The following is a 12883-nucleotide window of genomic DNA, read 5'->3' on the forward strand; positions in this document are numbered from 1 at the left end:
GGGTATCAACATATTTGGCGTTGACTTTTAGCACGCTGTTGAGTTCTCAAGGAACGATCGCTTCCTTTGAAACCGTATCACCGGTTTCTCCGGGCTTTCCCTCCGGGCCTTTCGGCCTTTCGTGTTTCCAACCTTACCAGATCCGTTTTCCGTTCCGTTTCCGGTCCGAATTCCGCCTCCGGTGGCCGTTGGAGGGCCTTCCCTTTCGGTGTCTCCGACTTTATCAGAATTCTCTGAGCCGGATTTCCACCCCCGCCTCCGGGATCCTCCGAAGCGGTGTGACTGCTCCGGGTTCCCCCTCTGGCGGAGCCGTAAACGTACTGGAGCGGGGCTCCCCGATGCAAATCGGGGAGCCCCGCCCGGGGTTCAGCGCCTCCTGGAGCTGAGGCCGCGTCAGACCTCGACCACCACGGGGAGGATCATCGGGCGCCGGCGGTAGCTGTCGGACACCCACTTGCCCACGGCTCGGCGCACGAGCTGCTGGATCTGGTGCGGCTCCGCGACGCCGTCGGAAGCCGACTTGGCCAGGGCGTCCTCGATCTTCGGGAGGACCGCGGAGAAGGCACCGTCCTCGATACCGGAGCCTCTGGCCTGGATGTGCGGACCACCCACGATCTTGCCGGTCGTGCTGTCCACGACCACGAAGACCGAGATGATGCCCTCTTCGCCCAGGATCCGGCGGTCCTTGAGCGAGCTTTCGGTGACGTCGCCGACCGAGAGGCCGTCCACGTACACATAGCCCGCCTGCACCTTGCCGGTGATCTTCGCGATCCCGTTGACGAGGTCGACCACCACGCCGTCCTCGGCGATGACACAACGGTTCTTCGGGACGCCGGTCAGGGCGCCCAGTTCGGCGTTGGCGCGCAGATGGCGCCATTCGCCGTGGACCGGCATCAGGTTCTTGGGCTTGCAGATGTTGTAGAAGTACAGCAGCTCACCGGCCGAGGCATGGCCGGAGACGTGCACCTTGGCGTTGCCCTTGTGGACGACGTGCGCGCCCCAGCGGGTGAGTCCGTTGATGACGCGGTAGACCGCGTTCTCGTTGCCCGGGATGAGCGACGACGCCAGGATCACCGTGTCGCCCGGGACGATGCGGATCTGGTGATCGCGGTTGGCCATCCGGGACAGCGCGGCCATCGGCTCGCCCTGGGAGCCGGTGCAGACGAGCACCACCTCGTCGTCCGGGAGGTCGTCGAGGGTCTTCACGTCCACCACGAGACCCGCCGGGACCCGCAGATAGCCGAGGTCGCGGGCGATGCCCATGTTGCGGACCATCGAGCGGCCGACGAAGGCCACCCGGCGCCCGTACTCATGGGCCGCGTCGAGGATCTGCTGGATGCGGTGCACATGGCTGGCGAAGCTCGCCACGATGATGCGCTTCTGGGCGCTCGCGAAGACCTGGCCCAGGACGTTGGAGATCTCCCGCTCCGGCGGGACGAAGCCGGGGACCTCGGCGTTGGTGGAGTCCGACAGCAGCAGGTCGATGCCCTCCTCGCCGAGCTTGGCGAAGGCGGGCAGGTCGGTGAGGCGGCCGTCCAGCGGCAGCTGGTCCATCTTGAAGTCGCCGGTGTGCACGGCGAGACCCGCCGGGGTGCGGATGGCGACCGCGAGGGCGTCCGGGATGGAGTGGTTGACCGCCACGAACTCGCACTCGAAGGGGCCGATCCGCTCGAGGTTCCCCTCCTCCACCTCCAGCGTGTACGGGCGGATCCGGTGCTCCTGGAGCTTCGCCTCGATCAGAGCGAGCGTGAGCTTGGAGCCGATCAGCGGGATGTCCGGCTTCTCGCGGAGCAGGAACGGCACGCCGCCGATGTGGTCCTCGTGCCCATGGGTGAGCACGATGCCGTCGATGTCGTCGAGGCGGTCCCGGATGGACGTGAAGTCCGGCAGGATCAAGTCGACTCCGGGCTGCTCCTCCTCGGGGAAGAGCACCCCGCAGTCGACGATCAGCAGCCGGCCACCGTATTCGAAGACCGTCATGTTGCGGCCGATTTCGCCGAGGCCGCCGAGCGGGGTGACACGCAGGCCACCCTCGGGAAGCTTCGGCGGCGGGCCGAGTTCAGGGTGCGGATGACTCAAAAGACTCTCCTCACCACGCGCGCCACATGCCCCCTGGGGCACATGGCGCGCGTGACATTCGTGCACTTGCTGATGTGTCTGTATGTAGTTGTGAAGTATGAAGGTGCGACTATCGCGTCTTTGACTAGAGCTGTACCCCGCCAGCGGCAAGATCGCGCTTGAGCTGTTCCGTTTCCTCCGGGGACAGCTCGACGAGCGGCAGCCGCAGCGGTCCGGCGGGCAGGCCCTGGAGGGCGAGCGCGGCCTTCGACGTGATGACGCCCTGGGTGCGGAACATCCCGGTGAAGACCGGGAGCAGCTGCTGGTGGATCTCCGTCGCCTTCGCGACGTCGCCCTGGAGGTGGGCTTCGAGCATCGCGCGCAGTTCGGGGCTGACGAGGTGGCCCACCACGGAGACGAAGCCCACGGCGCCGACCGACAGCAGCGGCAGGTTCAGCATGTCGTCGCCGGAGTACCAGGCGAGGCGGCTGCGGGCGATGGCCCAGCTGGCGCGCCCGAGGTCGCCCTTGGCGTCCTTGTTGGCGACGATGCGCGGGTGCTCGGCGAGCCGGACCATGGTCTCGGTGCCGATCGGGACACCACTGCGGCCGGGGATGTCGTAGAGCATGACCGGCAGGCCGGTGGCGTCCGCGATGGCGGTGAAGTGGCGCAGGAGGCCTTCCTGCGGGGGCTTGCTGTAGTACGGGGTGACGGCGAGCAGGCCATCGGCACCCGCCTGCTCCGCCGCGCGGGCTAGCTCCACGCTGTGCCTGGTGTCGTTGGTGCCGGCTCCGGCTACGACGTGGGCGCGGTCGCCGACCGCCTCCACCACGGCTCGTACGAGCTCGGCTTTCTCCGCATCGCTGGTGGTCGGGGACTCGCCGGTGGTGCCGTTGACGATCAGGCCGTCATTGCCGGCGTCCACCAGATGAGTGGCGAGCCGCTGGGCGCCGTCGAGGTCGAGCGCTCCGTCAGCGGTGAATGGCGTGACCATGGCGGTCAGCACCCGCCCGAAAGGGGTCTGCGATGTGGATGTCGGTGCCATGGGCACCACGCTACTCGTAGCGCGCCCCGCAGCGCTCCCTCGGGGCGGCGGAACAGCACCACCGGAGAGGACCCGGCACTGCCTGCTCGGGGGTTCAAGCAGTGCCGGGCCCCTTTGTTCAGCCTAGATGAACTTCTCGAAACGCCGCAATACGGACACTTCGCTCGCGCTACGGAGCCACCCGGCCATTGGCGTTGAACGCGGCGTGGGTGAGCGGCATCAGCCCGGCCCACGCCTCCTCCATCTTCTCCCCCACCATCTCGATCTCCCGCTGCGGGAAGGACGGCACGGCGGCCTGCTCATGCTGGGTGCGCAGGCCCAGGAAGTGCATCAGCGAGCGCGCGTTGCACGTCGCGTACATCGAGGAGTACAGGCCGACCGGGAGCACCGCGCGGGCCACCTCGCGGGCGACCCCGGCGGCCAGCATCTCCTGGTACGCCTCGTACGCGTGGCGGTAGGCGTCCTCCATCGCGCGGCCGGTCAGCGCGTGCTGCTCGGGGGTGCCGTCGACGAACTCGTACTTCCCCGGGCGGCCCTGCTGGACCAGCTTGCGGTCCTCGCCGGGCACGTAGAAGACCGGCTCCAGACGGCGGTAGCGGCCGGACTCCTCGTTGTACGACCAGCCCACGCGGTGCCGCATGAACTCGCGGAAGACGAAGATCGGGGCGCTGATGAAGAAGGTCATCGAGTTGTGCTCGAACGGGCTGCCGTGCCGGTCGCGCATCAGGAAGTTGATCAGTCCCTTGGAGCGCTCCGGGTCCTTCGTCAGCTCGTCGAGGGACTGCTCACCCGCGGTGGACACCCGCGCGGCCCACAGGACGTCGGAGTCGGCGGCGCTGTGCTTCACCAGCTCGACGGTCACATCGCTGCGGAAACTGGCCTTCTCGGTCTCGGCCGGGCGCTCGGCCGGGCTCTCCGCCGGGCGCTCGGCGGGGGTCTCGGCGGGGGTCTCGCTCACCGACGGGTCCTTCCATATCTGCATCGCTCAGGGCGCGCCCAGCTTACGGGCCACCACCGACAGGTCCGCTCCGCCCGGCCCCCGTACGCCCTCGCAGAAAATTTTGACTGAAGTTCGTGAAACAGGGCACCAGGAAGGTCGTTCACACGTCCTACACACTGAAGTGCCCGCGCTCGAGGTTCCAAGGAGAGCCCGCTCATGTTCCGCCGGCGAGAGCCCGTACCGTTCGCCTTCGTCGCCGAAGCCGATCGTTTCCGCAGTAATGTCACCCCGCCTCCCCACCCCAGGGCGTCCCGGTCCGAGATAACCGGCCGGACGCTGATGGGGCTGACGATCGTCGCCGGTTTCGTCGGCGCTCTGATGTTCGGGATGCCCGCGCTCGACAGTCAGTCGCACCCCACTCAGCAGGTGCAGGAGGCATCACACGGGCGCTGAGCTGTGCTGAGATAGCCTCACTCAGCACAGACCAACGGACGTGTTGTGTGAGTGAGGACATCCTGTGCCCCTGCCCTTCCTGACAGCCGAACGCGCACATGACGACGACCGAGCGGGGCCGGAAGCGGCCCCGCTCTCGCATGTCGACGTCACGTATGCCGAGGGCGCCTACGAGGACCCGGAGCGCCGGCGCCGCCCGTACCGGCCGGGTCCCTGGCGGGTCGGCGGGGCGGCGGTGCTGCTCCTGCTGGCCTCCTATCTCCTCTTCTCGGCGCTGATCATCATCCTGGCGGGCTCCGGGTCCACGGCGGGAGTGTGTGTCGCCGCGGCGGCGCTGGCGATCGCCTTCGCGTTCCGGATGGTGGGGGCGGGCGTCCGGGCGAGTGCGCGGGGGCTGCGGCGGACCGGTCTGTTCTCGTCGACGACGCTCGCCTGGCAGGACGTCGCGTCGATACACACGGTCCAGGGGCCGGTGCGCGTGCTGGGCCTTCCGCGCACCGCGCAGGGTCAGGCGGTGCTCGCCGAGCGGACGTCGGGCGGCGCCCCGCTGACCCTGTTCACCAGCCACGACACCGATTTCCTGAAGCGCCCCGAGGCCTTCCGCGCGGCCGTCGACACCCTGGACGGGTGGGCTGACCGGTACCGCCGCTAGCCGCCTGCCGCCGCTAGCCGGAGAGGTCTGCTAGCCGGAGAGGTCCGCGGCCCGGACCGGCTTGCCGTCGTGGAGGGCGATGGCGCGCTGCATCGCCTTGCGGGCGCGGGCGGTGTCGCGGGCGTCGTGGTACGCGACGGCGAGCCGGAACCAGGAGCGCCAGTCCTCCGGTGCCGCCTCCGTCTCGGCTTGCCGCTTGGCGAAGACCGCGTCCGCCGAGTCCCGGTCGATGCGCCCGCTCGGCGTCCGCACCAGCTCGTCGACCGGAAGGCCGCCCTCGGCGTCCAGTTCGCGCGCGAGCCGGTCGGCACTGCGCGCGAACTGGGTGGTCTTCCACAGGAACCAGCCGCCGATGAGCGGCAGCACCAGCACGGCCGCGCCGTAGGCGATGGTCACCGGGGTGCCCTGCCGGATGAGCAGCACCCCACGGTCGCCGACCAGCACGAAGTAGACGACCAGGACGGCCGCGAGGACGAAATATGTGAGTTTTGCGCGCACCGGTGTGCCCTCAGTCCAGATCGAGGAAGTGTTCCAGGCCGAAGGTCAGGCCGGGGGTGGTGACCACGCGCCGCGCGCCGAGCAGGATGCCCGGCATGAAGCTGCTGTGGTGGATCGAGTCATGGCGAATGGTGAGGGTCTCGCCCTCGCCGCCGAGCAGGACCTCCTGGTGGGCGAGGAGTCCGCGCAGCCGTACGGAGTGCACCGGCACCCCGTCCACCGAGGCGCCCCGGGCGCCTTCGAGACCCGTCGCCGTCGCGTCCGGCTGCGGGGCGCGGTCGGCCTCGCGGCGGGCCTCGGCGATCAGCTGGGCGGTGCGGGCCGCGGTGCCCGAGGGGGCGTCCACCTTGTTGGGGTGGTGCAGCTCGATGACCTCGACCGATTCGAAGAAGCGGGCGGCCTGGCGGGCGAAGCGCATGGTCAGCACGGCGCCGATGGAGAAGTTGGGGGCGATGAGCACGCCGGTGCGGGGCGACGCGTCGAGCCAGCCGCGCAGCTGCGCGAGGCGCTCGTCGGTCCAGCCGGTGGTGCCGACGACGCCGTGGATGCCGTGCCGTACGCAGAAGTCGAGGTTGCCCATCACCGAGCCCGGGTCGGTCAGCTCGACCGCGACCTCGGCGCCCGCCTCGACCATGGTCTCCAGCTTGTCGCCCCGGCCGAGGGTGGCGACCAGCTCCATGTCCTCGGCGGCCTCGACAGCCCGTACGGCCTCGGAGCCGATCCGGCCCTTGGCACCCAGGACGGCCACGCGCAGCTTGCTCATCGTTCCACTTCCCTCTTCGTCTCTCCGGCCAGGCGGCCTCTCCGGCTAGGCGACGGCCTCGTCCAGCCGGGCCGCCTGCTTGTCCTTCAGCGGGCCGATGACCGACAGCGAAGGACGCTGCCCCAGTACATCGCGGGCCACCTCGCGCACCTCGTCCGGGGTGACCGACTGGATCCGGGCGAGCATGTCGTCCACCGACATCTGGTCGGCCCAGCACAGCTCGCTCTTGCCGATGCGGTTCATCAGCGCGCCGGTGTCCTCCAGGCCGAGCACCGTGGAGCCGGAGAGCTGGCCGATGGCGCGCCGCAGCTCCTCGTCGGTGAGGCCGTCGCTCGCGACCTGGTCCAGCTCGTCGCGGCAGATCTTGAGAACGTCGTGCACCTGGCTCGGGCGGCAGCCCGCGTAGACGCCGAAGAGGCCGCAGTCGGCGAAGCCGGAGTTGTACGAGTAGACGCTGTAGGCGAGGCCACGCTTCTCCCGGACCTCCTGGAAGAGCCGGGAACTCATGCCGCCGCCGAGCGCCGTGTTGAGCACGCCGAGCGCCCAGCGCCGGTCGTCGGTGCGCGGGATGCCGGGCATGCCGAGGATGACGTGCGCCTGCTCGGTCTTGCGGTTCAGCAGCTCGACCCGGCCCGCGGTGCGGATCGTACGGGAGCCCGCGCGCGGGGCGATCGGGTCCGCGCCTGTGCGAGTGAGGGCGCCCGCCTGCTCGAAGGCGTCGCTCACCTGCCGGACGACCGTGTCGTGGTCGACGTTGCCCGCGGCGGCGACGACCAGGTGGGTGGGGTCGTAGTGCTTCTTGTAGAAGCGGGCGATCTGGTCGCGGCCGAGCCCGTTGACGGTGTCGACGGTGCCCAGGACCGGGCGGCCGAGCGGGGTGTCGCCGAGCATGGTGTGCGAGAACAGATCGTGGACGCAGTCGCCCGGGTCGTCCTCGGTCATCGCGATCTCTTCGAGGATGACACCGCGCTCGGCGTCCACGTCCGCCGTGTCGATCACCGAGCCGGTCAGCATGTCGCAGACGACGTCGATGGCCAGCGGCAGATCGGTGTCGAGCACCCGCGCGTAGTAGCAGGTGTACTCCTTTGCGGTGAACGCGTTCATCTCGCCGCCGACCGCGTCGATGGCGGCCGAGATGTCGAGCGCGCTGCGCCGCCGGGTGCCCTTGAAGAGCAGGTGCTCCAGGTAGTGGGTGGCGCCGTTCAGCGTCGGGGTCTCGTCGCGGGAGCCCACGTGCGCCCAGATGCCGAAGGTGGCGGAGCGCACGGACGGCAGGGTTTCGGTGAGGATGCGCAGGCCGCTCGGGAGCGTGGTCCTGCGGACCGTACCGATGCCCCTCTCGCCCGCGAGAAGCGTTTGGGTACGGGCGACGGCCCGCCCCTCCGAAGAGGTGCGGGCCGTCGTCACGTCGTCGCGGGACGTCACTTGGCGGCTTCGTCCTTCGCCTCGTCGTCCGCGTCGTTCTTGTCGTCTTCACCCTCGATGACCGGGTGCAGCGACAGCTTGCCGCGCTGGTCGATCTCGGCGATCTCGACCTGCACCTTGGAGCCCACCGCGAGCACGTCCTCGACGTTCTCCACGCGCTTGCCACCGGCGAGCTTGCGGATCTGCGAGATGTGCAGCAGCCCGTCCTTGCCCGGGAGCAGGGAGACGAAGGCGCCGAAGGTGGTGGTCTTCACGACCGTGCCCAGGTAGCGCTCGCCGACCTCGGGCATCGTCGGGTTGGCGATGCCGTTGATCGTCGCGCGGGCGGCCTCGGCGGCCGGGCCGTCGGCGGCACCGATGTAGATCGTGCCGTCGTCCTCGATGGTGATCTCGGCGCCGGTGTCCTCCTGGATCTGGTTGATCATCTTGCCCTTCGGGCCGATGACCTCACCGATCTTGTCCACCGGGATCTTGACGGTGATGATCCGCGGGGCGTTCGGGGACATCTCGTCCGGCGTGTCGATGGCTTCCATCATCACGTCGAGGATGTGCAGCCGGGCATCGCGGGCCTGCTTGAGGGCCGCGGCCAGGACGGAGGCCGGGATGCCGTCCAGCTTGGTGTCCAGCTGGAGGGCGGTCACGAACTGCTTGGTGCCGGCGACCTTGAAGTCCATGTCACCGAACGCGTCCTCCGCACCGAGGATGTCGGTGAGGGTGACGTAGTGGGTCTCGCCGTCGATCTCCTGGGAGATCAGGCCCATCGCGATGCCCGCGACCGGGGCCTTCAGCGGCACACCGGCGTTCAGCAGCGACATCGTGGAGGCGCAGACCGAGCCCATGGAGGTCGAGCCGTTGGAGCCGAGCGCCTCGGAGACCTGACGGATGGCGTACGGGAACTCCTCGCGGGTCGGCAGCACGGGCAGCAGCGCCCGCTCGGCCAGCGCGCCGTGGCCGATCTCGCGGCGCTTCGGGGAGCCGACGCGGCCGGTCTCACCGGTGGAGTACGGCGGGAAGTTGTAGTTGTGCATGTAGCGACGGCGCGTCTCGGGCGAGAGCGTGTCGAGCTGCTGCTCCATGCGGAGCATGTTCAGCGTGGTGACGCCCAGGATCTGGGTCTCGCCGCGCTCGAACAGCGCCGAGCCGTGGACCCGCGGGATCGCCTCGACCTCGGCGGCGAGCGTACGGATGTCCGTGACGCCGCGGCCGTCGATGCGCTTCTTCTCCTTGATGACGCGCTCGCGCACCAGGGACTTGGTCAGCGAGCGGTACGCGGCGGAGATCTCCTTCTCGCGTCCCTCGAACTGCGGCAGCAGCTTCTCGGCGGCCAGCGCCTTGACGCGGTCCAGCTCGGTCTCGCGCTCCTGCTTGCCCGCGATGGTGAGCGCCTGGGACAGCTCGTCGCGGACGGCGGCGGTCAGCGCCTCCAGGATGTCGTCCTGGTAGTCCAGGAAGATCGGGAACTCGCCGGTGGGCTTGGCGGCCTTGGCGGCGAGGTCCGACTGGGCCTTGCACAGGACCTTGATGTACGGCTTGGCGGCCTCGAGGCCGGCCGCGACGATCTCCTCGGTCGGCGCCTCGGCGCCGTCCTTGACCAGCTGGATGGTCTGCGTGGTGGCCTCGGCCTCGACCATCATGATCGCGACGTCGCCGTCCTCCAGGACGCGACCGGCGACGACCATGTCGAAGACGGCGTCCTCCAGCTCGCTGTGGGTCGGGAAGGCGACCCACTGGCCCTTGATCAGGGCGACGCGGGTGCCGCCGATCGGGCCGGAGAAGGGCAGGCCCGCGAGCTGGGTGGAGCAGGAGGCGGCGTTGATCGCGACCACGTCGTAGAGGTGGTCGGGGTTGAGCGCCATGATCGTCTCGACGACCTGGATCTCGTTGCGCAGGCCCTTCTTGAAGGACGGGCGCAGCGGGCGGTCGATCAGGCGGCAGGTGAGGATCGCGTCCTCGGAGGGGCGGCCCTCGCGCCGGAAGAACGAGCCGGGGATGCGCCCGGCGGCGTACATGCGCTCCTCGACGTCGACCGTCAGCGGGAAGAAGTCGAGCTGGTCCTTCGGGTTCTTCGAAGCGGTGGTGGCCGACAGCACCATGGTGTCGTCGTCCAGGTAGGCCACGGCGGAGCCGGCGGCCTGACGGGCCAGGCGGCCCGTCTCGAAACGGATGGTGCGGGTGCCGAAGGTCCCGTTGTCGATAACGGCCTCGGCGTAGTGGGTCTCGTTCTCCACCAGGGAAATCTCCTCGTCTGCGTCCCCGTCCGTATGACGGTGGACGGTGGTGGAGCAGCGCCTCCGTGCCGTGCTGTCCGGCGGCCGGGCCGGTCTTCGATCGAAGCCACCGGAATTGCCAGTTCCGGGAGCCACTACCGAGGACCGGCTCCTATGGCGCCGGTGCGGCGGGAATGAGGCGCTCCTCCTCGTGCGTTATGGCGTTGTTGGGACCAGACTACAAAGCTTCGGCCATCATCACGATGGCTGTGTGGTCTGGCGCGTACGGGACGTAGTGGACAAACCGCGCTCCGTACCGGACCGTACGGCGCGGCACGTGGCCCCGCGTACGGCAAAGGGAGCGGCCCCCGACGCGGGAACCGCTCCCTTCACGACGACTTACTTGGCGCCCGCCGCACCGCGACGGATGCCGAGGCGCTCGACCAGCGCGCGGAAGCGCGTGATGTCCTTCTTCGCCAGGTACTGCAGCAGCCGGCGGCGCTGGCCGACCAGCAGCAGCAGACCACGGCGGGAGTGGTGGTCGTGCTTGTGGGTCTTGAGGTGCTCGGTCAGGTCGGAGATGCGACGCGACAGCAGCGCGACCTGGACCTCCGGGGAGCCCGTGTCGCCTTCCTTCGTGGCGAACTCGGTCATGATCTGCTTCTTCGTAGCGGCGTCGAGCGACACGCGTACTCCTTGGTTTCTCAGTTTCAGCCGCCGAGTGCCCCTGGTCTTTGTCTCAGGGGATCTTCCGTGACTCGGAAGGCGGGGTCCGCTGGGCGCTGTCTCCAGGACCTTCGGGAAGGCTCCGGGGGCGCGTACGCAAACGGCCAGCCCACAGAGTACCAGTGTCCGGCCCCGGCGCCGGAGGCAACCGCTACACACTCGCTTACGCACGCGCCTACGCGCTCGCCGCGGCCTCCGCTACGCACTCGTCGCGGCGGCCTCCACGGCGTTCAGCAGCGGGCGGACGACCCGCTTGACGGGCTCCAGGACCGGGTCCGCCGGGCGCCGCCGGTGCCAGTCGGTGACCGCCTGATAGGCGGCGACCACCTCCAGCAGGCGGTCCTCCTCGTACGGGGCGCCGCCGAGGATCGCGCCGGTCGGCATACCGGCCGTGAAGCCGATGGGGAAGCCGATCTCCGGAAGGCCCAGGATGTCGAACGGTACCGGGCTGGTCTGCAGCAGTACGTCGCACTGGTCGAACGGACCGTCGAGCACCGCGCGCAGCAGATGGTGCTTGGCGCGCTGCGCGGTGATCCACTCGTCGCCGGAGATCATCAGCCCCTGGAGCCAGCCCAGCACCGAGACGCCGAACTTCGTCAGGTCCTCGCGCAGCCAGTGCCGGAACGGCTCGGTGCGCTCGCTCAGGCGTGCGGCGTTGAACGCGCTGCCGGTCAGCAGCGACCAGTCGGAGGGGTAACGGATCTCCACGAGGGTGACGCCGGACAGATCCGCCAGGGTGTCCAGGAGCGCCGAGCGCCGGGCGATGCCGTCGGTGAAGCCCGGCGGCACGCCGATCCGGGTGGGTCGGCGGAGCCGTACCTTCCCCTTGGGCGAGATCACGGGGGTGGCGGCGCGCACCAGGTTGGGCAGGCGCGGCAGCCCCTGGGTCCGCGGATCCTCGGCGTCCGGTCCGGCCATGACGGTCAGCATGATCGCCGCGTCCATCGCGTCGCGGGCGATCGGACCGCAGTGGTCGCGGGTGTACGAGAGCGGGATGACGCCGTTCAGGGAGACGCGGCCCAGCGTGGGCTTCAGTCCGGTGAGGTTCTGCCGGTTGGCCGGGTTGACGATGGAACCGCCGGTCTGGGTGCCGATGGAGGACGACGCCATCCGCCCGGCGACCGCGCAGGCCGGTCCGGTGGACGAACCGCCGGGGTCGATGAGCGGGTTGTCGGGGGTCCAGGCGTTGACGGTGGTGATCAGACCGGCGGGCGTGGTGGCGCGGGTGGTGGCCAGCGGTCCCATCTGCCCCTTACCGAGCAGGATGCCGCCCGCCGTCTTGAGCCGGGCGACTGCGGTGGCGTCGGTGACCGGCACGAAGTCTTCGAAGATGAAGGAGTTGGCGCGGGTGGGCACGCCCTTGGTGAAGTAGTTGTCCTTGACGCACAGCGGAACCCCGGCCAGCGGCCCGCGGTCCTTGTGCGACCGGTCGGCGGTATAGGCCGCGAGCAGCGCCTGCTTCCCGGTCACCTCGGCGTACGCCTGGTACGTCTTGTCGTACTTCTCGACGCGGTCCAGATACGCCTGCACGAGGTCCGCGGAGGTGAGCCGCCCAGTGCGGATCAGGACGACGGCCTCGGCGAGCGTGGCCTCCGTGGGATCGTGCCGCGCCGCCTGACGCACCGGCAGGTCGGGGACGGTGAGGGCGGGAGTGGTGGGCGCGGGCTTCTTACGGGACGGAGCTGCGGTCGCCGGTGCGGCGGACGCGGCCAGGGCGCCACCGGCCCCGGCGGCGGCCGAAGCGGCGAGGAACGTCCGGCGGTTGAGGTCCCGGCCCATCAGCGGTCCACCTCCCCGGTCCAGGCGGTGGTGATCGACGGGTACGCGAGCGGTGCGGCCTCCTGCTGCGCGTACGCCGCCCCCAGCGCGCCGCCCACGCCGCCCGTCGGCGGCGTCCAGTCGGCCAGCGCGCCGGGCGTCGTGGCGACGAACTCGCGCAGCGCCACCATGATCACGGCCCGGGTGGGCGTGCCGGTCTCGGGGTCGGCCACGTCCGGGAGCTGGTCGATGTCGACTCCGGCCAGTGCCAGCCGGGCCCGTATGTACGCGTCCAGTGCGTCGCTGTCCAAGGGTGTCTCCGAATGATCGCGTCGAGCGGTTGTCGTGGAACGGCTGT

General features: G+C 69.7%; 12 protein-coding genes. 2 read left to right on the forward strand and 10 right to left on the reverse strand.

Annotated elements, in window-relative coordinates:
• Positions 1-393: 393 nt before the first annotated feature.
• From ACWC5C_RS15295 to thyX, 3 genes are all read right to left on the reverse strand, one after another.
• Entirely contained in the window at positions 394-2079 is a 1686-nt protein-coding gene (locus ACWC5C_RS15295) for a ribonuclease J (protein WP_450875882.1), read from the reverse strand.
• A gap of 124 nt (positions 2080-2203) precedes the next feature.
• The gene (gene dapA / locus ACWC5C_RS15300; RefSeq protein WP_450875883.1) at positions 2204-3103 is read right to left on the reverse strand and encodes a 4-hydroxy-tetrahydrodipicolinate synthase; all 900 of its coding nucleotides are present in this window, start codon (positions 3101-3103) and stop codon (positions 2204-2206) included.
• Positions 3104-3272: 169 nt separating this feature from the next.
• The gene (gene thyX / locus ACWC5C_RS15305) at positions 3273-4061 is read right to left on the reverse strand and encodes an FAD-dependent thymidylate synthase (protein WP_385439596.1); all 789 of its coding nucleotides are present in this window, start codon (positions 4059-4061) and stop codon (positions 3273-3275) included.
• Positions 4062-4259: 198 nt separating this feature from the next.
• On the opposite strand from thyX, the gene ACWC5C_RS15310 reads away from it, so the two are divergent.
• Together ACWC5C_RS15310 and ACWC5C_RS15315 are read left to right on the forward strand one after the other, a co-directional pair.
• Positions 4260-4496, forward strand: a complete 237-nt coding sequence (locus tag ACWC5C_RS15310; RefSeq protein WP_385439594.1) for a hypothetical protein — start codon at positions 4260-4262, stop codon at positions 4494-4496.
• A gap of 64 nt (positions 4497-4560) precedes the next feature.
• Entirely contained in the window at positions 4561-5148 is a 588-nt protein-coding gene (locus tag ACWC5C_RS15315; RefSeq protein ID WP_450875884.1) for a hypothetical protein, read from the forward strand.
• Between the two features lie 30 nt (positions 5149-5178).
• Here ACWC5C_RS15315 and ACWC5C_RS15320 read toward each other — a convergent pair whose 3' ends face one another.
• The 7 genes from ACWC5C_RS15320 to ACWC5C_RS15350 form a co-directional block, all read right to left on the reverse strand.
• A complete protein-coding gene (locus ACWC5C_RS15320) occupies positions 5179-5646 on the reverse strand; it encodes a hypothetical protein (RefSeq protein ID WP_450875885.1) in 468 nt (155 codons plus the stop codon).
• Between the two features lie 10 nt (positions 5647-5656).
• Positions 5657-6409: a 4-hydroxy-tetrahydrodipicolinate reductase gene (dapB, locus tag ACWC5C_RS15325; RefSeq protein WP_450875886.1), complete on the reverse strand. Its 753-nt coding sequence runs from the start codon at positions 6407-6409 to the stop codon at positions 5657-5659.
• 45 nt (positions 6410-6454) lie between these two features.
• Positions 6455-7834: a M16 family metallopeptidase gene (locus tag ACWC5C_RS15330; protein WP_450875887.1), complete on the reverse strand. Its 1380-nt coding sequence runs from the start codon at positions 7832-7834 to the stop codon at positions 6455-6457.
• A complete protein-coding gene (locus tag ACWC5C_RS15335) occupies positions 7831-10062 on the reverse strand; it encodes a polyribonucleotide nucleotidyltransferase (protein WP_450875888.1) in 2232 nt (743 codons plus the stop codon). Before ACWC5C_RS15335 ends, ACWC5C_RS15330 begins: the two co-directional genes overlap by 4 nt.
• 378 nt (positions 10063-10440) lie before the next feature.
• The gene (gene rpsO / locus ACWC5C_RS15340) at positions 10441-10728 is read right to left on the reverse strand and encodes a 30S ribosomal protein S15 (RefSeq protein ID WP_009714645.1); all 288 of its coding nucleotides are present in this window, start codon (positions 10726-10728) and stop codon (positions 10441-10443) included.
• A gap of 237 nt (positions 10729-10965) precedes the next feature.
• Entirely contained in the window at positions 10966-12546 is a 1581-nt protein-coding gene (locus ACWC5C_RS15345; RefSeq protein WP_450875889.1) for an amidase, read from the reverse strand.
• Positions 12546-12836 carry a hypothetical protein gene (locus ACWC5C_RS15350; RefSeq protein WP_450875890.1) on the reverse strand — a complete coding sequence of 97 codons (291 nt, stop codon included), beginning with the start codon at positions 12834-12836 and terminating at the stop codon, positions 12546-12548. The genes ACWC5C_RS15345 and ACWC5C_RS15350 overlap by 1 nt, the downstream gene beginning before the upstream one ends.
• Positions 12837-12883 lie beyond the last annotated feature (47 nt).

The organism is Streptomyces sp. NPDC001700 (assembly GCF_053596435.1).